The 19379-nt window shown below is 61.4% G+C and carries 15 protein-coding genes; 13 read left to right on the forward strand and 2 right to left on the reverse strand.

The features are described from left to right. Positions 1-193: 193 nt before the first annotated feature. The 11 genes from LOY38_RS00740 to LOY38_RS00790 all read left to right on the forward strand — a co-directional run bounded on the left by LOY38_RS00740 (position 194) and on the right by LOY38_RS00790 (position 15453). Entirely contained in the window at positions 194-1546 is a 1353-nt protein-coding gene (locus LOY38_RS00740) for a TolC family outer membrane protein (protein WP_258698440.1), read from the forward strand. Between the two features lie 39 nt (positions 1547-1585). After that, positions 1586-3742 carry a type I secretion system permease/ATPase gene (locus tag LOY38_RS00745; protein ID WP_258698441.1) on the forward strand — a complete coding sequence of 719 codons (2157 nt, stop codon included), beginning with the start codon at positions 1586-1588 and terminating at the stop codon, positions 3740-3742. Next, positions 3732-5099, forward strand: a complete 1368-nt coding sequence (locus LOY38_RS00750) for an HlyD family type I secretion periplasmic adaptor subunit (RefSeq protein ID WP_258698442.1) — start codon at positions 3732-3734, stop codon at positions 5097-5099. Before LOY38_RS00745 ends, LOY38_RS00750 begins: the two co-directional genes overlap by 11 nt. Positions 5100-5300: 201 nt before the next feature. Continuing rightward, a complete protein-coding gene (locus LOY38_RS00755) occupies positions 5301-6221 on the forward strand; it encodes a LysR family transcriptional regulator (protein WP_258698443.1) in 921 nt (306 codons plus the stop codon). A gap of 237 nt (positions 6222-6458) precedes the next feature. Then, entirely contained in the window at positions 6459-7997 is a 1539-nt protein-coding gene (locus tag LOY38_RS00760) for an MFS transporter (RefSeq protein WP_258698444.1), read from the forward strand. Between the two features lie 26 nt (positions 7998-8023). Next, positions 8024-9088 (forward strand): HlyD family secretion protein, encoded by a 1065-nt coding sequence (locus LOY38_RS00765; RefSeq protein ID WP_258698445.1) that lies wholly within the window; start codon positions 8024-8026, stop codon positions 9086-9088. Continuing rightward, complete coding sequence (locus LOY38_RS00770; RefSeq protein WP_258698446.1) at positions 9085-10653, forward strand: efflux transporter outer membrane subunit; 1569 nt, start codon at positions 9085-9087, stop codon at positions 10651-10653. The genes LOY38_RS00765 and LOY38_RS00770 overlap by 4 nt, the downstream gene beginning before the upstream one ends. 94 nt (positions 10654-10747) lie before the next feature. Beyond that, positions 10748-11530, forward strand: coding sequence for an efflux RND transporter periplasmic adaptor subunit (locus tag LOY38_RS00775; protein ID WP_258698447.1), 783 nt, complete (start codon positions 10748-10750; stop codon positions 11528-11530). Continuing rightward, positions 11527-12846 carry an efflux RND transporter periplasmic adaptor subunit gene (locus LOY38_RS00780; protein WP_258698448.1) on the forward strand — a complete coding sequence of 440 codons (1320 nt, stop codon included), beginning with the start codon at positions 11527-11529 and terminating at the stop codon, positions 12844-12846. Before LOY38_RS00775 ends, LOY38_RS00780 begins: the two co-directional genes overlap by 4 nt. Further along, positions 12847-14943, forward strand: coding sequence for an HlyD family efflux transporter periplasmic adaptor subunit (locus tag LOY38_RS00785; protein WP_258698449.1), 2097 nt, complete (start codon positions 12847-12849; stop codon positions 14941-14943). A 12-nt stretch (positions 14944-14955) separates the two neighbouring features. Continuing rightward, positions 14956-15453: a GNAT family N-acetyltransferase gene (locus LOY38_RS00790; RefSeq protein ID WP_258698450.1), complete on the forward strand. Its 498-nt coding sequence runs from the start codon at positions 14956-14958 to the stop codon at positions 15451-15453. 118 nt (positions 15454-15571) lie between these two features. On the opposite strand, the gene LOY38_RS00795 is transcribed toward LOY38_RS00790, so the two are convergent. Continuing rightward, positions 15572-15883, reverse strand: a complete 312-nt coding sequence (locus LOY38_RS00795) for a DUF6916 family protein (protein WP_258698451.1) — start codon at positions 15881-15883, stop codon at positions 15572-15574. A 56-nt stretch (positions 15884-15939) separates the two neighbouring features. Further along, positions 15940-16527, reverse strand: coding sequence for a phage tail protein (locus LOY38_RS00800; protein WP_258698452.1), 588 nt, complete (start codon positions 16525-16527; stop codon positions 15940-15942). Positions 16528-16788: 261 nt separating this feature from the next. Here LOY38_RS00800 and LOY38_RS00805 point away from each other — a divergent pair, with 261 nt between their 5' ends. Both LOY38_RS00805 and LOY38_RS00810 read left to right on the forward strand, forming a co-directional pair. Continuing rightward, positions 16789-18360: a glycosyltransferase family 39 protein gene (locus LOY38_RS00805; protein WP_258698453.1), complete on the forward strand. Its 1572-nt coding sequence runs from the start codon at positions 16789-16791 to the stop codon at positions 18358-18360. Positions 18361-18518: 158 nt separating this feature from the next. Beyond that, a complete protein-coding gene (locus LOY38_RS00810) occupies positions 18519-19355 on the forward strand; it encodes a sulfotransferase (RefSeq protein ID WP_258698454.1) in 837 nt (278 codons plus the stop codon). Positions 19356-19379 lie beyond the last annotated feature (24 nt).

Raw genomic sequence — 19379 nt, forward strand, 5'->3', positions numbered from 1 at the left:
GACCTTATTGGATCCATCCTAAACAATCGCCCCATTAATGTCACATTGATATTTAAGCGGCGACCTGTCCTACAGAGTGTGACCCAGTTCCGATTTTTAACTTTCCGACATACGGTCATTCCGGTTGCCATCATCCGATGCAGCGCCACGTTCTGCAGTGATTCAAGACAAGAAGTCCCGGGAAATTCCAACTATGCGTTTGCACCTGTTCAAGGTTCTACCCTTCGCCCTAGCCGCCAGCTTTGTTCAGGCGCAGACCCTTCCGCAGGCGATGCAGCAGGCACTGGACGTCCATCCGGAAATCCAGGCCGGGGTTAACAGTCGGCTGGCCGCGGATTATCAGTTAAAGGCGGCAAAAGGTGGATACTTGCCAAAGGTTGATCTGCTGGGCGGTTATGGTCGCGAAGGCACCGATAGCGTCAGCACCCGTGCCGCTGGCAACAGCAATCACTGGGAAACGCTGAACCGGAGTGAGTCAAGTTTACGTCTGTCGCAGATGGTTTTTGATGGTTTTGCGACGTCCAGCGAAGTGGGGCGTCAACAAGCCACCGTTAATTCCCGCGCTTATTCCTTGCTGGGCACGTCGGAACGCACTGCGCTGACCGTCGCTCAGGTCTATCTCGATGTGCTGACCCGCCGCGAATTCGTGCGTCTGGCCGAAGACAACCTGAAGAACCACGAACGGATTTTTGACCAGATCAAATTGCGCACCCAGCGTGGCGTGGGCAGCGGCGCCGACCTAGATCAGGCTGAAGCGCGTATGGCTCAGGCCCGCAACAACCTGATCACTGAGCAGACCAACCTGGCTGATGCCGAGACCAACTTCCTCAGCGCCGTCGGCCAGATGCCCGATCAACTGGAGCGGCCTGCCGATTTTATGGCGCTGTTGCCGGCCAACCTGAATGAAGCCCGGGCGCAGATGCTGGAAAACAGCCCGATCCTGCGTTCCGCCGAATCCGATATCGCTGCCGCCGAGAAACAGTACGAAGCCGCCAAGTCGAGCTTCTACCCACGCTTCGATGCCGAACTGGGGCGCACCGCCGACAACGATCTCGACGGTCAGAACGGTCACAGCAACGAATGGCAGGCCATGCTGCGCATGCGCTTCAATTTGTTTGCCGGTGGCAGCAACAAGGCTGATCTGGAATCCAAGTCTTATCTATCGAACCAGGCGCTGGATATTCGCAACAATGCCCTGCGTGTGTTGAACGAAGAGCTGGGCCTGGCCTGGAACGCCCTGAACAACGCCAACGCCCAAGTGCCGATCGCCCAGCAATATGTCGATCACAGCACCAGTGTGCGCGGCGCGTATCAGAAGCAGTTCGGCCTCGGCGAGCGGACGTTGCTCGACTTGCTCGACAGTGAAAACGAGCTATTCAGCGCTTCCCGTCGGCTGGTCGAGATCAAAAACATTCAGTTATTTACTCAATACCGAATCAAGGCGACCATGGGCGAATTGCTCAAAAGCCAGGGCGTGGTCGCACCGTTGGCTTCCGTCGTGCAAGACGACGTGAAGCCCAAGGTCCAGCTGCCTGGGATGAATTGAGTCCTGCCCCATTTCAATCGTTAGCCAAGAGTGTCGAGCGTGGAATCAGAAGTCAGTCGAGTTCAACTCATTCATGATCCACGCGCGCTGCACGACGATCCGTTACTGGACGGCCTGCTAGCCCTTTGCACCTTGCACCAGAAGCCGGCCAGCGCGGCGATGCTGACCACTGGCCTGCCGTTACCCAAACAACGCCTGAGCGTCGAACTGCTGCCCCGCGCGGCCGCTCGCGCCGGGCTGCAAGGGCGGGTGTTGCAACGCAAACTGGAGCAGATTCCGGCGATTGCCATGCCGGCGCTGTTGCTGCTCAAGGAGGGGCGCAGTGCGGTGCTGCTCGGCTGGCACGGTGAAGATCAGGCCCGCTTGCTGCTCAGCGAAAGCGATGGCGGCGAAGTCTGTGTCAATCGTGAGCTGTTGGCCGACGACTACAGTGGCAAAGTCTTCTTCGCCCAACCCCAGCACAAATTCGACGTTAACCATGGCACGCTGATCCCGCGCGCGCGTTCGTGGTTTCGCGACACCCTCAAGCGTTCGCGCTGGCTGTACGCCGACGCCATCGCCGCCAGTTTACTGATCAACATCATTGCCATGGCCGCGCCGCTGTTCGTGATGAATGTCTACGACCGCGTGGTGCCGAACCAGGCCGAGTCGACCCTTTGGGTCCTGGCCATCGGCATCACCGGCGCTTATATATTCGACCTGATCCTCAAGAGCCTGCGCAGCCTGTGTCTGGACCTGGCCGGCAAGAAAACCGACCTGATCATCTCCGCGACGCTGTTCGAGCGCATCGTCGGCATGGCCATGAAGTTCCGCCCGGCGCGGGTCGGTAGCTTCGCCCAGAATATTCATGAGTTTCAGAGCCTGCGGGACTTTCTCGCGTCGCTGACCCTCACCAGCCTGATCGACCTGCCGTTTACGCTGCTGATCTTCCTGGTCATTGCGATCCTGGGTGGGCATCTGGTGTGGATTCCGGTGCTGGCGTTCCCGATTGCCTTGCTGATTGGTTATGCCTTGCAGAAGCCGCTGGTGGCGACCATGGAGCGAACCATGGCCCTGGGCGCCGAGCGCCAGTCGAGCCTGATCGAAACCCTCGCCGGCCTTGATGCGGTGAAGGTCAACAACGCCGAAAGCGAACGCCAGTATCAGTGGGAGCAAACGATCGGCACCCTCAGCCGCCTCGAGCTGCGGGTGAAAATGCTGTCCGGTCTGGCGATGAACATCACCTTGCTGATTCAGCAACTGGCCGGGGTGATCATGATTGTCTTCGGCGTGTACCAGATCATCGACGGCCACCTGAGCATGGGCGGTTTGATCGCGTGCTACATGCTCAGCGGTCGCGCCCTCAGCCCATTGGCCTCGTTGTCTGGCCTGCTGACCCGCTACCAGCAGGCTCGTGTGACCATGACCTCGGTCGATCAGATGATGGAGCTGCCTCAGGAGCGCAATTTCGACGAGCGCCCGCTGAGCCGCAAGGTGCTGCAAGGCGCCATTGAATGCCGTCAGCTGAGCTTCACCTATCCGAATCAGCAGAACCCCGCGCTGAAGAACATCAACCTGATCATCAAGCCCGGCGAGAAGATCGGCATTATCGGCCGCAGCGGCTCGGGCAAAAGCTCCCTGGCCAAACTGCTGGTGGGCCTCTATCAGCCGGACGACGGCGCGTTGCTGGTGGATGGTGTGGATATCCGTCAGATCGACGTCAGCGAACTGCGCCACAACATTGGCTACGTGGCTCAGGACATCCAGTTGCTCGCTGGTACGTTACGCGACAACCTGGTGTCGGGCGCGCGCTACGTCGAAGACGAACTGGTGCTACAAGCCGCGGAACTGGCTGGCGTCCACGAGTTCGCCCGTCTGCATCCGCAAGGCTATGAGCTGCAAGTCGGTGAGCGTGGGCAGAACCTGTCCGGTGGTCAGCGCCAGAATGTGGCCCTGGCTCGAGCACTGCTGCTCAACCCGCCGATTTTGCTGCTGGATGAACCCACCAGCGCCATGGACAACACCGGCGAAGAACGCCTCAAGCAACGCCTCATGGCCGTGGTTGAAAACAAGACCGTGGTGCTGGTGACACACCGGGCCTCGTTGTTATCGCTGGTGGATCGCCTGTTGGTGATCGACCGTGGGCAGATTCTCGCCGATGGTCCGAAAGCCGTCGTGATGGAAGCGTTGAAGAAGGGGCAGATCAGTGTTGCTTAAGTCCGGGATCAAAGATTCCATTCGCCGCTACTTCAAAGGCTCCGCGTCGTTGCAAGGCCAGCCCCTTCCCGAGGTCAACAAAGCGCTGATCGAAGACGCCCCGCGCGTGGTGCGGTTGACGATCTGGGCGATCATCGGCTTCTTCGTGTTCCTGATGCTTTGGGCCAATTTTGCGGTGATCGACGAAGTCACCAAGGGCGACGGCAAGGCGATTCCGTCGTCGAAGATCCAGAAAATCCAGAACCTTGAGGGCGGCATCGTTTCCGAGCTGTTCGTCACCGAAGGACAAATCGTCGAGGCTGGCGCGCCGCTGATTCGTCTGGACGACACACGGTTCGCCTCCAACGTTGGTGAGACCGAGGCCGATCGGCTGTCGATGCTGTTGCGTGTGGAGCGCTTGAGTGCCGAGGTCGATGATCGCCCGTTGAATTTTCCCGCCGATGTGCTCAAAGCCGTACCCGGCCAGGCCGCCAGCGAACAGTCGTTGTACATCAGTCGTCGTCAGCAACTGCACGATGAGATCGGTGGCTTGCAGGAGCAGTTGATCCAGAAGCAGCAAGAGCTGCGCGAGTTCACCTCCAAACAGGCCCAGTACCGCAGCGGTCTGTCCTTGCAGCGTCAGGAAATCGCCATGTCCGAGCCGTTGGTGGCTCAGGGCGCGGTGTCCCCGGTTGAGGTTTTGCGACTCAAGCGTGCCGAGGTCGAAACCCGCGGCCAACTGGACGCCACCACCCTGGCGATCCCTCGCGCCGAATCGGCGATCAAGGAAGTGCAGCGCAAGATCGACGAGACTCGCGGCAAATTCCGCAGCGAAGCCCTGACCCAACTCAACGAAGCGCGCACCGATCTGAACAAGGCCCAGGCCACTGGCAAGGCGCTGGAAGACCGGGTCAGCCGGACGCTGGTGACATCGCCGGTGCGCGGTATCGTCAACAAGTTGCTGGTGAACACCATCGGCGGCGTGATCCAGCCGGGCAGCGACCTGGTGGAGATCGTGCCACTGGATGACACCCTGTTGGTGGAAGCCAAAATTCGCCCGCAAGACATCGCGTTCCTGCATCCGGGCCAGGACGCCACGGTGAAGTTCACGGCTTACGACTACACCATTTATGGTGGGCTCAAAGCCAAGCTGGAGCAGATCGGTGCCGACACCATCACCGACGAAGACAAGAAGACCACTTACTACATCATCAAATTGCGTACCGAACGCAGCCACCTCGGGACGGATGAAAAGCCGTTGCTGATCATTCCGGGGATGGTGGCGTCGGTGGATATCATTACCGGCAAGAAGACTGTGCTCAGTTACTTGCTCAAGCCGATTATTCGGGCTCGGGCCGAGGCGTTGCACGAGCGGTAGTTTTTCGGTGCTGCTGATGGCCTCTTCGCGAGCAAGCCCGCTCCCACAATTGATCTTCAGTGGTCGCGGGTTTTGTGTACGACAAAGAACCCATGTGGGAGCGGGCTTGCTCGCGAAGAGGCCAGTCCTGTCGCCACCTCATCCAGGGATGTTTGCTAGCATTGCGTCTGAATCAACTCAGATCAGACACGAGTGCTCAGCATGCAACTCCCGGACATGAACCTGTTGGTCGCCCTCGACGCTTTGCTCGATGAAGGCAGCGTGGTGGGCGCTGCGCGGCGGATGAACCTCAGCCCGGCGGCCATGAGCCGGACGCTGACGCGGATTCGAGAGGCCATCGGCGACCCGATTCTGGTGCGCGCCGGCCGTGGGCTGGTGCCGACGCCCAAGGCGCTGGAGTTGCGCGAGCAGGTGCGGGATCTGGTGGAACAGGCCGCATTGCTGTTCCGCTCCGCCGCCGACGTGGACTTGGGCAGTTTGCGCCGGCGGTTCAGCATTCGCGCCAATGATTTCTTTGTTGGCGTCTACGGCGGCAAGCTGTTCGACACGATGGAGCGCCAGGCCCCGCATTGTGAACTGCGCTTCGTCCCTGTAGGTGATGGCGACGACGAAGCCTTGCGCGAAGGACGCATCGATTTGAGCGTCAGCAACAATCGGCCGCTGATGCCGGAAGTGAAAGTGCAGAACCTGTTTTCCACTCACTTTGTCGGGCTGGTGCGCGAGGATCATCCACTGTTCGATGCAGAGATCACCGCCGAGCGTTACGCCGGTTTTTCCCATATCAGCATGTCGCGCCGGGGGATCGCCCGCGGACCCATCGATACAGCGCTCAACGCCTTGGGGCTGGAGCGACGGGTGGCGGTGATTGCGCCGAGTTTCCATGCGGCGATGTTCGCCTTGCCGGATTCCGATCTGATTCTGCCGGTACCCGAGGAAGCCTTGCTGAGTGTGCGGCGCCTGGGTTTGAAACTGCGCTCGTTTACCCTGCCGATCCCATTACCGACCCTGATGTTGACCCAGGCCTGGCATCCGCGTTTCGACAAGGATCCGGCGCACCGTTGGATGCGTGAAACGCTCAAGACCTGTTGCGACGAGACCTGGTTGGCCGCACAGCCAACCTAAAGTTGATCCCCAAATCCCTGTGGGAGCGAGCCTGCTCGCGATAGCAGTGGATCAGTCAACATCGATGTTGAATGTGGTGGCCCTATCGCGAGCAGGCTCGCTCCCACAGGGATCTGTGTTGTTTTCCGGAGTTAATTGCTGCATGAAACACACTTATAAGCTGTCAATAAGTCAATTTTCGTAAGTTTCCACGCTCCCTAAAATGCTTCGGTATTCCCCTCCCGGAGCTTGCAGTACATGACTTCCCTCACGGTCACGGCGCCTCTCGCAGCGGCCAAACCAGCGGCCGTCGTCACGCCACCGGTCTTCGGCCCGAGAATCATCATCGGCCTGGTGGGCGTGTTGCTGGCGGTGCTGGTGTCAGGTCTGAACGAGATGGTGACCAAGGTCGCCCTGGCCGACATTCGCGGTGCGTTGGCCATCGGTTATGACGAAGGCACCTGGCTGGTCGCCAGTTACACCGCGACCTCGGTGGCCGCCATGGCGTTTGCCCCTTGGTGTTCGGTGACGTTCTCGTTGCGGCGCTTCACTCTGTGCGCCATCAGTGCGTTCACGCTGTTGGGCGTGCTGTGCCCGTTTGCCCCGAATTACGAAAGCCTGCTGGTCTTGCGCACCTTGCAAGGTCTGGCCGGCGGCGCGTTGCCGCCGATGCTGATGACCGTAGCCCTGCGATTCCTGCCGGCCAACGTGAAACTCTACGGCCTGGCCGGTTATGCCCTGACGGCGACCTTCGGCCCCGGTCTCGGCACGCCATTGGCCGGGTTGTGGACCGAGTACGTCGGTTGGCAATGGACCTTCTGGCAAATCATCGTGCCGTGCCTGGCAGCGATGGCGGCAGTGGCTTACGGTTTGCCCCAGGATCCGCTACGGCTGGAACGCTTCAAACAGTTCAACTGGCGCGGTTTGCTGCTGGGGCTTGCGGCGATCTGCATGCTGGTGATCGGCATCCTGCAAGGTAATCGGCTGGACTGGTTCGAGTCGAGCCTGATCTGCGCGCTGCTCGGCGGCGGGATGCTGTTGCTGGTGCTGTTCCTGATCAACGAGTGGTCGCAACCGATTCCATTCTTCAAGTTGCAGATGCTCGGTATCCGCAACCTGTCGTTCGCGCTGTTGACCCTGGCCGGCGTGCTGGTGGTGTTGCTCGCGGTGATCATCATTCCTTCCAGTTACCTGGCTCAGGTCCAGGGTTATCGCCCGCTGCAGACCGCGCCGATCATGCTGCTGGCGGCGCTGCCACAGTTGATCGCACTGCCGTTGGTGGCGGCGCTGTGCAATCTGCGCTGGGTCGATTGCCGCTGGGTGCTGGGGATCGGCCTGGGCATGTTGGCGCTGTCTTGCATCGGCGGTTCGCAGCTGACGTCGGCGTGGATTCGCGATGACTTCTACGCGCTACAACTGCTGCAAATCTTCGGTCAGCCCATGGCCGTGCTGCCGCTGTTGATGCTCTCCACCGGCAGCATCAGCCCGATGGAAGGGCCGTTCGCTTCGGCCTGGTTCAATACCGTGAAAGGCCTGGCGGCGGTGATCGCCACCGGTGTGATCGAAGCGCTGACCACTGCAAGGCTGCATTTCCACTCGACCATGCTGGTGGACAACCTGGGTAATTCGCCTCTGGTTGACGGTGCTAGCGCTGGTCTCGCTCACCGACTGCATCAACAGGCCGTGGTGCTGACGTCCTCCGATCTTTATCTGTGCATGGCCGGTATCGCCGTGATGCTGATCCTGATGATTTTCTGGCTGCCGACGCGGATCTATCCACCGCGCGCGCCGACTTGAACGCTTCACTGAAACAGAAGGTTTTTATGACAACTCAATCAAAGCAAAAAATCGCTGTCGGCGTTGCCGCGGTGATGGCGGTCGGCGTGTTGATTTACCTGCTGGCGCCGGGCTTGTTCGGCAAGCGCACCCAGCAGAACACCAACGATGCTTTCGTCTCGGCGGACTTCACCCTGGTGGCACCGCGCGTGGCGGGGTTCATCAAGGAAGTGCTGGTGGAAGACAATCAGCAGGTCAAGGCAGGACAGCTACTGGCCTTGATCGACGATCGCGATCTGCGTGCTGCCGCAGAGGCTGCCGACGCTGAAACCCTGGTGGCCAGGGCGCAACTTCAGAACGCTCGTTCAACCCTTGAGCGCCAGACATCGGTGATCGCTCAGGCCCAGGCCACGGTGGTTTCGGCGAAAGCGGAAATGGCCTTCGCCGAGCATGAACTTAACCGCTACAACCACCTCGCCGGGGTAGGCGCTGGCACGGTGCAGAATGCTCAGCAAGCGCGCACGCGCATCGACCAGGCCTCCGCTCGCTTGGCCAATGCCACGGCAGTGCTCGCGGCGGAACGCAAGCAGGTAGAGATCCTGACCGCCCAGCGTGACGCGGCCGAAGGTGGGCTGAAACGAGCGCAAGCGGCGCTGGAAATGGCCAGCTATGAGTTGTCCTATACGCGCATCGTCGCGCCCCAGGACGGCATGGTCGGCGAGCGCGCGGTGCGGGTCGGCGCTTATGTCACACCGGGCAGCAAGATTCTGGCCGTGGTGCCGTTGGAGCGGGCCTATGTGGTCGCCAATTTTCAGGAAACCCAACTGACTGATGTACAGCCGGGGCAGAGCGTGCAAGTGCACGTCGACAGCCTCGGCGGCGAAGCCCTGCGCGGTCGCGTCGAGAGCATCGCACCGGCCACTGGCGTGACCTTCGCCTCGGTCAAACCGGACAACGCCACCGGCAACTTCACCAAGGTTGTGCAACGGATTGCGGTGAAAATCGTTCTGGAGCCGGGTCAGGCGTTGGCCGAGCGGTTGCGGGTGGGGATGTCGGTGGAGGCGAGGATTGATACTGCCAGCAGCGGCGAACGTGAGGTCGCGCAACGATGAACTTTGTTAATCGCACACCCCTGTGGCGAGGGAGCTTGCTCCCGCTGGGCTGCGAAGCGGCCCCAAAAATTGCGAGTGCTGCGCACTCGAACGGGAGCAAGCTCCCTCGCCACAGAGTCAGCATTCATTCAGTGGTTTTTGTGCTGAGCCTGTTTTCATTGAGCGCCTGCACCGTCGGCCCGGACTTCCAGAAACCGCTGCCGCAGCAAGTGGCCGAATGGTCAAAACCGGGCAACGCCGCCGCCAGTCAGATCGCTTCCAGCGAAATGGACGAACGCTGGTGGGAGGTATTCAACGACCCAAAACTCTCGGCCCTGACCCAACGCGCCCTGACCGATAACCTCGACCTGAAACTCGCCAGCAGCCGCTTGCAGCAAAGCCGCGCCGCGCGTCAGGTGGTCACCGCCAACCGCTATCCCAACACCGCCGCCACCGGCAGCTACGGGCGCAAACGCAACAGCGGTGAAGGCCTGAACGATCCGTCGGGCAACAACGGCGACTCGGCGTACAACCTGTGGGATGCAGGCTTTTCCGCCTCCTGGGAACTGGATTTCTGGGGCCGGGTGCGCCGCGAAACCGAAGCCGCCGATGCCACCCTGGAAGTGGCGGAAAACGATCGTCGTGGCGTGCTGCTGTCGGTGCTCGCCGAAACCGCTCAGGACTACATTCAACTGCGCGGTGTGCAAAGCACCCGGGCCGTCACCGAGCAGAACCTCGACGTCGCCCGGCACAGTTTGAAACTCTCGCAACTGCGCCTGGCGGACGGGGTGGCGACGGACCTGGACGTTGCCGAAGCCGCTGCGCAAGTCGCGGCCATCGAATCACGTTTGCCGGCGCTGGAGCAGCGTCAGTCGCAACTGATCAACGCCCTGAGCCTGTTGATGGGCGAACCGCCGCAAGCGCTGTCCGCCGAGTTATCCACAGACGCTCCCGTGCCGCAAACCCCGCGTCAGGTCGCCATCGGCTTGCCGTCGCAATTGGCCGAGCGCCGCCCGGACATCCGTCAGGCCGAAGCCCGTTTGCATGCCGCTACCGCCAGCATCGGCGTGGCCAAGGGTGACTTCTATCCGCGGATCACCCTGTCGGGCAACATCGGTTCACAAGCCCTGCAACTGAGCGATTTCGGCTCCTGGGGCTCACGTTCGTTCGGCATCGGCCCGCAATTGAGCCTGCCGCTGTTCGATGGCGGCCGCCTGCGCGGCATGTTGCACCTGCGCGAAGCACAGCAACAGGAAGCGGCCCTGGCCTACCAGCAAACCGTGCTGCGGGCCTGGCATGAAATCGACGATCAACTCACCGCCTACAACGCCAGTCAGTTGCGTCGCGACAGCCTCGCCGAAGCCGTGCGTCAGAACCAGATCGCCCTGCGCACCGCGCAACAGCAATACGTCGAAGGGGTGGTGGATTTCGTCAATGTCCTCACCGTGCAAGGCGAATTGCTGGCGACCCAGCAGCAGTGGGTCGAGAGCTCGACCGGGGTGTCGTTGGCGATGGTTGGCTTGTATAAGGCGCTGGGTGGGGGATGGGAGTCGGTGTATCCGGTGGCGGAGACGGCGCAGCTCTGATCGGCGAGCACACTCTTTCAACCAATGATGGCCATCCGCTTGACGCGCACCCCCGCTGTCGTAGACTCCGCTCATCCGTCAGGGAGTTACGGTTATGCGGCGTTTTCGTATTTTGGTTATGGGATTGACCTTTGTAACGTGCGTAGTACAGGCGCAAACGCCTGCGCCAGACGATCCGTTGCTGGAAAGCAGCGCGGTCGGCGGTGATGCGTCGGCCAGCAGTGAAGCCCGTGGTGTGCTGCGAGCCCGGGATCAGGCAGTGCTCGCCAGTGAGTTGTCGGGGCGGATTGTCGAGTTGCCGTTCAGTGAGGGCGAGTCGTTCAAGAAGGGCGATATCCTGGCGCGGTTTGACTGTTCGGCCTATCAGGCTCAGCTCAACGCGGCCCAGGCCGCCAACCGTGGCGCCGGTGAGGAGCTGGCCCATAACCGGCAACTGGCGGCGTTGAATTCGGTCGGGCGCTTTGAAGTGGCGCGGGCCGAGGCCAAGGTCAGCGAAACCCAGGCGCAATCTCAGGTTTATCAGGTTCAGGTCAAGCGTTGCAGCGTGGTCGCGCCGTTCGATGGTCAGGTCGTCGAACGCAAGGTCAAGCGCTACGAAAGCGTCGCTGCTGGCACGCCGCTGCTGGACGTAGTCGATAACCGCACTCTGGAAATTCATCTGTTGGTGCCGTCGCGCTGGATGGGCAAACTCAAGCCCGGCCAGACGTTCAGTTTTGTCCCCGATGAAACCGGTCGGCCTCTGGATGCCACGGTCAAGCGCCTCGGTGCGCGGATCGATGAAGGCAGCCAGACCTTGCTGCTGGTGGCGACACTGCCCAACGCCAGCGGTCTGTTGGCCGGCATGAGCGGAACGGCGCGTTTCGCGGAGCTCAAGTGAACGCCCCGGTAACGGGCGGCGCCGAGCAGGTGTTCGCAAGGTTTCTTGACCTCGAACGCCAGACCCGCGCCGCTCGCAATCCTTCGCAACTGGCTTACAGTCTGGTCAATGACGGCCAGGCGCTGTTCGGTTTCCGCCATGCCGCGCTGTTGATCGCCGGCAAGGTGCAGGCGGTGACCGGTGTCAGCGCCGTGGAACCGAATGCGCCGTTCGTGGCGTTTGTCGAGCAAGCGGTCGCGCAGTTGTTCAAGCTTGGCGTGCTGAAACAGGCTCGGGTGATCACACCCGATCTCCTTGGCCAATCCATTCAGGCCGACTGGCAAAGTCTGTCAGCCGCTCAGGTGTTCTGGTTGCCGCTGATCGATCATCGGGGCGAGGTGTTCGGTGGTCTGTGGCTGGCGCGGGATGTGCCGTGGAATCCTTCCGAGCAAGTGCTGCTGTCGCAACTGGGCGACACCTACAGCCACGCCTGGCTGGCGCTCCAACCGCGCAAACCCTGGCGGCTACGCTGGACGCGCAAGCGTCAGGTGGCGCTGGTCGCTGTGTTGTTGCTCGGGTTGCTGATTCCGGTGCGCCAATCGGTGCTGGCACCGGCCGAAGTCGTCCCGCTGGGCGGTCGGGTGGTGGCGGCGCCGCTGGACGGGGTGATCGCCGAGTTCCTGGTCAAACCCAACCAGACGGTGAAAACCGGCGACCTGCTGCTGCGCTTCGAAAGCACCACGCTCAAGGCTCAGGCCGATGTGGCCGAGCGCGCCCTGGGCGTTGCCGAAGCGGAACTCAAGGCCAATTCCCAACGCTCCTTCGCCGATGCCGAATCCAGTTCGAAAATCGATCTGCTGGCGGCCCGCGTCGAGCAAAAGCGCGCCGAGCGGGATTACGCCCGTGAACTGCTCAAACGCAGCGAGGTACGCGCCGAACGGGACGGCATCGCGGTGTTCGCCGACGCTGAGCGTTGGACCGGCAAACCGGTGCAAACCGGCGAGCGGCTGATGGAAATCGCCGACCCGAACCAGGCCGAGTTGCGCATCGAATTGGCCGTGGGCGATGCGATTTCCCTGGCGCCGGGAGCGCAAGTCGCGCTGTTTCTTGACAGCGATCCGTTGCAGCGGCATCTGGCCAAACTCGAACGTTCGGCCTACGAAGCGCAGCCCACCGCTGCCGGGCAACTGGCTTATCGACTGGATGCGACGTTCGACGCCGCACCGCCACGCATCGGCTTGCGTGGCACCGCGAAAGTCTTCGGCGACCGAGCGCCGCTGGCGTTGTACCTGTTGCGTCGACCGCTGGCCGGGTTACGTCAGAGCGTGGGTCTTTAGATGAGCCTGCCGAGCCTGCGGGCAGACCTGCAATTGTCGACGGCGGCTCCGGCCCTCGACGGTTCACCGTGCTGGACCCTGGCCGACCCGGTGCGAGGGCGTTATTTCAAACTTGGTGCGGCGGCGATGCGTCTGTTGCGCCATTGGTCTCTGGGCGATCCCGAGCAAGTGCTGCGTGCGGCCAACCGCGAGCCGGGGCTGGCGCTGGATGGCGCGGCGCTTGAGCAATTGCTGGAATTTTTGCGTGGCCACGACCTGATCAGCGCCCTCGATGCGCCGCAGCGCGCCAGTTACAGCTTGAAGGCCGCGGCTCAGCGCCAGAGCCTGTGGCAAATCCTGTTGCATCAATACCTGTTTTTCCGGATTCCGCTGTGGCGCCCGGACGCTTTTCTCAATCGCGTCTGGCCGTGGCTGGAGCGTTTCGGCCCACGCGCATTGCGCTACGGATTGCCCGCGACGCTGGGGCTTGGGGTGTTTCTGGTGTCGCGGGACTGGCAGCGATTCATCGCCACGTTTCCGCACCTGTTCAGCCTCGGCGGTGCGCTGGCGTTCGCAGTGGCGCTGTTTTTCGCCAAGCTGTGCCACGAGTTCGGCCACGCCTTCATGGCCAAGCGCGCCGGTTGTCGGGTGCAGAGCATGGGCGTGGCGTTCATGGTGCTGCTGCCGATGTTTTACACGGACGTCAGCGACGCCTGGCGCGTCAATGATCGACGTGCACGGTTGCTGATCGGTGCCGGTGGGGTGCTGGCGGAACTGGTGCTGGCGTGTATTGCGCTGCTTGCCTGGTCACTGCTGCCTGACGGCCCCGGACGTACGGCGGCGTTCATGCTCGCCAGTGCGACCTGGATCACCACACTGGTGATCAACCTCAACCCGTTCATGCGTTTCGACGGCTACTTCTTGCTCAGCGATTTCTGGGAAGTGGACAACCTTCAAGGGCGCGCCTTTGCCTTGTGCCGCTGGCGGCTGCGCGAGTTTTTGTTTGGTTACGCTGCCCCGGCGCCGGAGCCGTGGTCGCCGAAGATGCAGCGGCGTCTGCTGATCTGGGGGTATGGCGCGTGGCTGTGGCGCGCGGCGCTGTTTTTCGGGATTGCGCTGGCGGTCTATCACCTGTTCTTCAAGGTATTGGGGATCTTCCTGATGCTGGTGGAACTGGTCTGGTTCATCTTCTTGCCGATCCTGAACGAGTGGCGGCAATGGTGGAGCCGTCGCGAACAGGCGCATGCGCCTCGAGTGCTGCTCAGCGGTTTGACGTTGCTCGGGTTGTTGTTGCTGCTGGCGTTGCCGTGGCGCAGCGCGGTGGAGTTGCCGACGATGCTGGAGGCTGGACGCGCCAGTGCCCTGCACGCGCCGGTGGCGGCGCGGGTCAAAACAGTGAGTGTGCACGACGGCCAGGTCGTCGCTCAGGGTGAGGTGTTGATCGAACTGGAGTCGCCGGACCTGGACTCACGCCAGGCCATCGTCCGTCGCGAGATCCAGATTCAGCAGTTACAGATGCGTCGTCAGGCCGGTCGTAGCGAAACCGCGGCCGATGCTGGAATCGTCGAACAGCGCTTGGCTGAAGCCGTGGCCGAATACCGAGGCCTGGCCGCCCAGCGCGAGCGACTGCTGTTGCGCGCACCCCACGCCGGCAAAGTGCGCGATCTGCTGCCGCAGTTGGTGGCCGGTCGCTGGCTTTCGACCAAAGATCCTTTGGCGCGGGTGGTCGAAGACGGCGCGCGGTTGCGCGGTTATCTGGCCGAAGCCGAACTCTGGCGTGTTGCTCCGGGTGCCAGTGGGCGGTTCATCGCCGATGACCCGATGCACCCTGCGATCGCCGTGCAATTGACCGAAATCGATACCAACGGCGTGGCTTACGTCGATCAGGAAGCACTGACTTCCGATCACCATGGGCCGATTGCCGTACGCCGGGATCAGCATCAGCGCGCCGAGCCGGTACAGGCGCAGTACGGCGCGCGGTTGAGCATCCTCGAAAACACCCCGACACCGGTGCAACCCTTGCGCGGCCTAGTGGTGTTGCAGGGCCGCGGCGAGTCGGTGCTGGGCGTTGCCTGGCGGCGCATGGCGGCTCTGGGGGTCAGGGAAAGCGGTTTCTAAGGGAGAACAGCGATGGCGAACAGCGCTTCAGTGGCACCGGACGGTTTGGTGGTCAGGCCTTCGCGGGCCAGCGATGGACCTTTTTTGCACAGCCTTTACCAGGCGGCGCGCCCGGATCTGCAGTGGATCGACGGTGAGCAGGAGGTGGTTGAACAGGTGGTTGCCCAGCAATTCAACGTGCAGGAACAAGGGCTGGGGGAGAATTTCCCCAACGCCATGCATTACGTGATCGAGAAGCTCGACACGGCCATCGGCGCGCTGACCACGGATTTCGGCCCCAATGAAATTCGCGTGCTGTACCTGGCGTTCATCCCCCAGGCCCGAGGCCGGGGTTACGGTCGGACGGTGCTGCAAGGCGTGCAAAAAGCCGCGCAACAAATCCGCTGCCCGGTGGCAACGGTGGTCTGGGCCAACAACCCCCATGCGCGCCAGCATTACCTGGCCCTGGGGTTTCAGGTTGAAGAGCGCAACCCGGCGGCGGAGCGGCTGGTGTGGTATCCGAAGGGTTGAATACATACCGCCCCTTGTGGGAGCGAGCCTGCTCGCGAAAGGACCATCACTTTCAAAATCATTATTGAATGACCCACCGCTATCGCGAGCAGGCTCGCTCCCACATTGAGATCCATGTTCAGTTGAACGCGATGTAGAAGTACCCCAGTTGCGGATCACGCCCCATCGCCGGTACTCGCGAAACAAAAATATCTTCTACCTGACCCAGCTCCGGCAACTCCAGCGCACACAAGCCATCGACAAAGTCAGTGGGTTGCAGGCTGTTGAGCTCGACACTGAACGGCATGCGCTCGCTTTTGGGCATCTGTGAGTGGGGCGTTTCTTTCAGGGCGTCGATATGGATCGGCAGTTCACTGCCATCGGGCAACCGCAGCGTCCCCGTCTTGCCCAGCAGAGCCTGAAAGTGTTGGCTTTGAACCTGTTGCAGCATGGCATCACTCCATCAAGCAAAAGTGGCCGGGGGATTTGCATCCCCCGGCCAGCCCCTCAGTTACGCGAAGGGAACAAGCCGTTCAGGGCGATGCTGAAGTTGAGCACCAGGAACGGGTTCATCACCTCCATGGGCAAACCGTTGCCGGCGGACGAGATTTCCCCCGTCACCGTGCTGGTTACGCCCTTGAGCGGCACGGCTGCGGCACCTTGTTGATCGGAGTAAATACTCGCCGAGCCGGGCCCACCACCCGAAGCGCCGATGTAGGAGTTGGTCGCGGTCGGGTTGGTGACCGGGTTGCTCGCCGGGCTGGCCAGTTGCAGGGTGGTGGTGGCCGTGAGCCCGGACAAGGCGTGGGTGTGGTTGGGCAGGTTGTTGATGGTCGCGGTGACGTTCTCGGTGCCGGAGAATTCGCCGATGACACGCGGGGTCAGGCCCAGGCCGTTGCCCTGGGCCATCGGCAGACGGCCCTGCAGATTGGGCAACATGAAATTGGTGGTGCCATTGCCTCCATAGTAGGTTCCCAGTAGTGCGAAAACCGTGTTGTATTGCGAGATGCTCAGCGTCTGGCCGTTGCATAGGGCCCAGCCGTTGGGCGCGAAGTTAAAGGCGAAAGACTGGATAGTGCCGATGAATACTTCCATGGTTCCTCATCCCTCAGGTTAGTGTCTGAAGCGTCACGTTGCAGGCCCGGTTATCCGGGTAGATCGCAGTGATCAGCCGACTCCATTCATCTCCGTGGCTGGGTCACGCCACGCCAAAGCGTAGACGCTGATTGGAATGATTGCCGGACGTCGTCCGTCGCAAGGCCAGCATCGACGACGGCCCCGCGCCTGTCCTACAGTGCTCGGGACACTTCGGTATTCATTGGGTTGTAGCTCACCAGGTCGCAAGAAGGGGAGGCAATGGAGGCACGCAGAGAAACACCGCTGGGCGACACTCAGGACCCGCACGCGACGCCGGGGTCATGGGCGGTTGCCCGCCGCTTGCTTCGATGGGCGCGGGAGCACTGGTTGCTGCCGATCCTGGTATTGGCCACGCTGGTGCGTTTATACGACCTGACAGCGGCGGCGATCTGGGGCGACGAAGGTTCCAGCCTGTTGCTGAGCCAGTATTCGCTGGCCGGAATCTGGGAGCACGCGGCCCATGATGTGCATCCGCCGTTGTATTTCATGCTCCTGCACGGCTGGATCGAGTTGTTCGGCGACGGCATTTTTTCGATTCGCAGCCTGAGTGCGCTGCCGGGGATTGCCACCGTGGGGCTCGGCGTCTGGCTGGTGGACCTGCTCGCGACTCGCCGCGCCGCGTTGCTGGCCGGGGTTCTGCTGGCGCTGCTGCCCACGGCGGTGCGTTACAGCCAGGAAGTGCGGATGTATTCGCTGCTGGGGCTGTGGCTGATCGGTGCCACGATTGCCCTGATGTGCTGGATAAGACAGCCGCAACGCACGCGCTATCTGGTGATTTACACCTTGCTGATGAGTGCGGCGTTCTACACCCATTACTTCACCGCGCTGTGCGTGCTGTGTCATTGGCTGTATCTGGGCCTGATCCGCGTGCAGCCAGGGTATCGATTGCGGCACATTCAGCGCTCCGGCTGGTGGCTGGCCAATGTGGCCATTGTGCTGTTGTACCTGCCGTGGGTGCCCAGCCTGATCGATCTGATCCAGCACATGGATCAGCTCAAGGCCAATGGCGATGTGGGCTGGGAGAACCCCGTCACGCTCGGCTCATTGCCGTCGATGATCTGGTCGCTCCTGATCCAGGACGATGGCGAGAACCTGCCCACGCTGATTTTTATCGCGCTGCCACTGGCGCTGGCGGCCCTGGCGGGTGTGGCGCTGGCCCGGGACCGCAGTGTGTTCCGTGGCAGTGCGCTGGCGGTGATCTACTCCGTTGTCCCGTTGTTGCTGGTGTTTTCGGCGTCGTTCATCTCGCCGGTGTTCATCGAGCGTTACCTGACCGCTTATGCCTTGGGCCTGCCGATGTTTGTCGCGCTGGCCGTCGATCGCTTATACGCAGACTTCAAGGTATTGGCGCTGGCCGTGCTGCTGCTGTTTGTCGGCGTTGAGCTGGTGGGTCTGAAGAACAATGCCACGGTGGATACCAACGATCAGATCAGCGTCATGGTCAACTACGTGAACCAGCACTTCACCCCCGGCGACCGAATCGTCACCAGCGACATGCTCTGGTACCTCAGTTATGTCTATTACAACCGGACAGACGCCAAACCGTTGCTGTACACACCGCCCTTGGCCGATGGCAGGTCGAGCAGGCCGAACGCTTACGGTTTCGGCACGCTGGTAAGCAATGACATCTACCTGGATAGCCTCGGCGGCTTGGCCAAAGACACTGGTCGCGTGTGGCTGGTCGGTACCATCGACGGGCCGGACGAGTTCGCCTCCTTGCCCGCGGGGTGGCAACGTATCAACGAGACCCGGGCGGGAGGCGCCTATGCGCGCTTGTATGTGTTGAAGTAATCCCGTGATGGAAGGCTTAAACGATTCATCTTTCAGGCCGTTATATAAATGGCGTTTTCCAGTCGATTTAGCTCCGGTTTGATATCAAAACACCACTAGCTGTAAGACAATTCATGGTCTACGCTCGTCATACAAAAGGACTTTTGGCGGGTGAATGGATGCAGCACTTTCACTTTATTTCCGGTTTGCCGCGCTCAGGCTCGACCCTGCTTTCTGCGATTCTTTTGCAGAACCCACGCTTTCATGCCGGCATGACCAGCCCCGTTGGCGCGCTATTTTCCGGTGTTCTGGAGCAATGCAGCGCCGGCAGCGAATTCGGTGCGGTGATCGATACCGATCTGCGTCGCCGCCTGTTGCGTGGCCTGTTCGATTCCTTCTACGCCGACAAGGCCGACAAACAGGTGGTGTTCGACACGAACCGCCTGTGGAGTTCGCGCCTGCCGGCGATCAGCGATCTGTTTCCTCAAGCCAAGATCATTGCCTGCGTGCGCAATGTCGCCTGGGTCATGGACAGCCTCGAGCGCTTGTACCGCGCCAATCCCTTCGAAAACACCAAGCTGTTCGGCGATGCAGTCGAACGCAACACGGTCTACAGCCGCTGCGAAACCCTGGCCCAGCGCAATCGGCTGGTGGGGTTTTCCTGGGCCGCCCTCAAGGAAGCCTATTACGGCGAACACGCCGACTCGTTGCTGATCATCGATTACGACCTGCTGAGCCAGGCGCCGGAGCGGGTGATGCGGTTGGTCTACGACTTCATCGGCGAACCCTGGTTCGAACATGACTTCGATCATTTGGCCTACGACGCACCGGAATTCGATCAGGCCCTCGGCCTTTCGGGGTTGCACAAGGTGAAGGCCAAGGTCCAATTGCAATCCAGGCGCACAATCCTGCCGCCGGATTTGTTCAAGCAGTACGCCGAGTTGTCCTTTTGGCTCGATGGCTCTGCCAGCGCCGCCAATGTCATTCGTATGAAAGCCGACGCCGCGATCAGTTGATCGCGGCGTTTTCATTGATCCGTC

It is taken from the genome of Pseudomonas sp. B21-015 (assembly GCF_024749285.1).
Classification (GTDB): domain Bacteria; phylum Pseudomonadota; class Gammaproteobacteria; order Pseudomonadales; family Pseudomonadaceae; genus Aquipseudomonas.

Coding starts and splice junctions, on each gene's coding strand:
- LOY38_RS00740 (WP_258698440.1), top strand. CDS start 194: ATGCGTTTGCACCTGTTCAAGGTTCTACCCTTCGCCCTAGCCGCCAGC.
- LOY38_RS00770 (WP_258698446.1), top strand. CDS start 9,085: ATGAACTTTGTTAATCGCACACCCCTGTGGCGAGGGAGCTTGCTCCCG.
- LOY38_RS00775 (WP_258698447.1), top strand. CDS start 10,748: ATGCGGCGTTTTCGTATTTTGGTTATGGGATTGACCTTTGTAACGTGC.
- LOY38_RS00805 (WP_258698453.1), top strand. CDS start 16,789: ATGGAGGCACGCAGAGAAACACCGCTGGGCGACACTCAGGACCCGCAC.
- LOY38_RS00765 (WP_258698445.1), top strand. CDS start 8,024: ATGACAACTCAATCAAAGCAAAAAATCGCTGTCGGCGTTGCCGCGGTG.
- LOY38_RS00795 (WP_258698451.1), bottom strand. CDS start 15,883: ATGCTGCAACAGGTTCAAAGCCAACACTTTCAGGCTCTGCTGGGCAAG.
- LOY38_RS00810 (WP_258698454.1), top strand. CDS start 18,519: ATGCAGCACTTTCACTTTATTTCCGGTTTGCCGCGCTCAGGCTCGACC.
- LOY38_RS00755 (WP_258698443.1), top strand. CDS start 5,301: ATGCAACTCCCGGACATGAACCTGTTGGTCGCCCTCGACGCTTTGCTC.
- LOY38_RS00790 (WP_258698450.1), top strand. CDS start 14,956: ATGGCGAACAGCGCTTCAGTGGCACCGGACGGTTTGGTGGTCAGGCCT.
- LOY38_RS00800 (WP_258698452.1), bottom strand. CDS start 16,527: ATGGAAGTATTCATCGGCACTATCCAGTCTTTCGCCTTTAACTTCGCG.
- LOY38_RS00785 (WP_258698449.1), top strand. CDS start 12,847: ATGAGCCTGCCGAGCCTGCGGGCAGACCTGCAATTGTCGACGGCGGCT.
- LOY38_RS00760 (WP_258698444.1), top strand. CDS start 6,459: ATGACTTCCCTCACGGTCACGGCGCCTCTCGCAGCGGCCAAACCAGCG.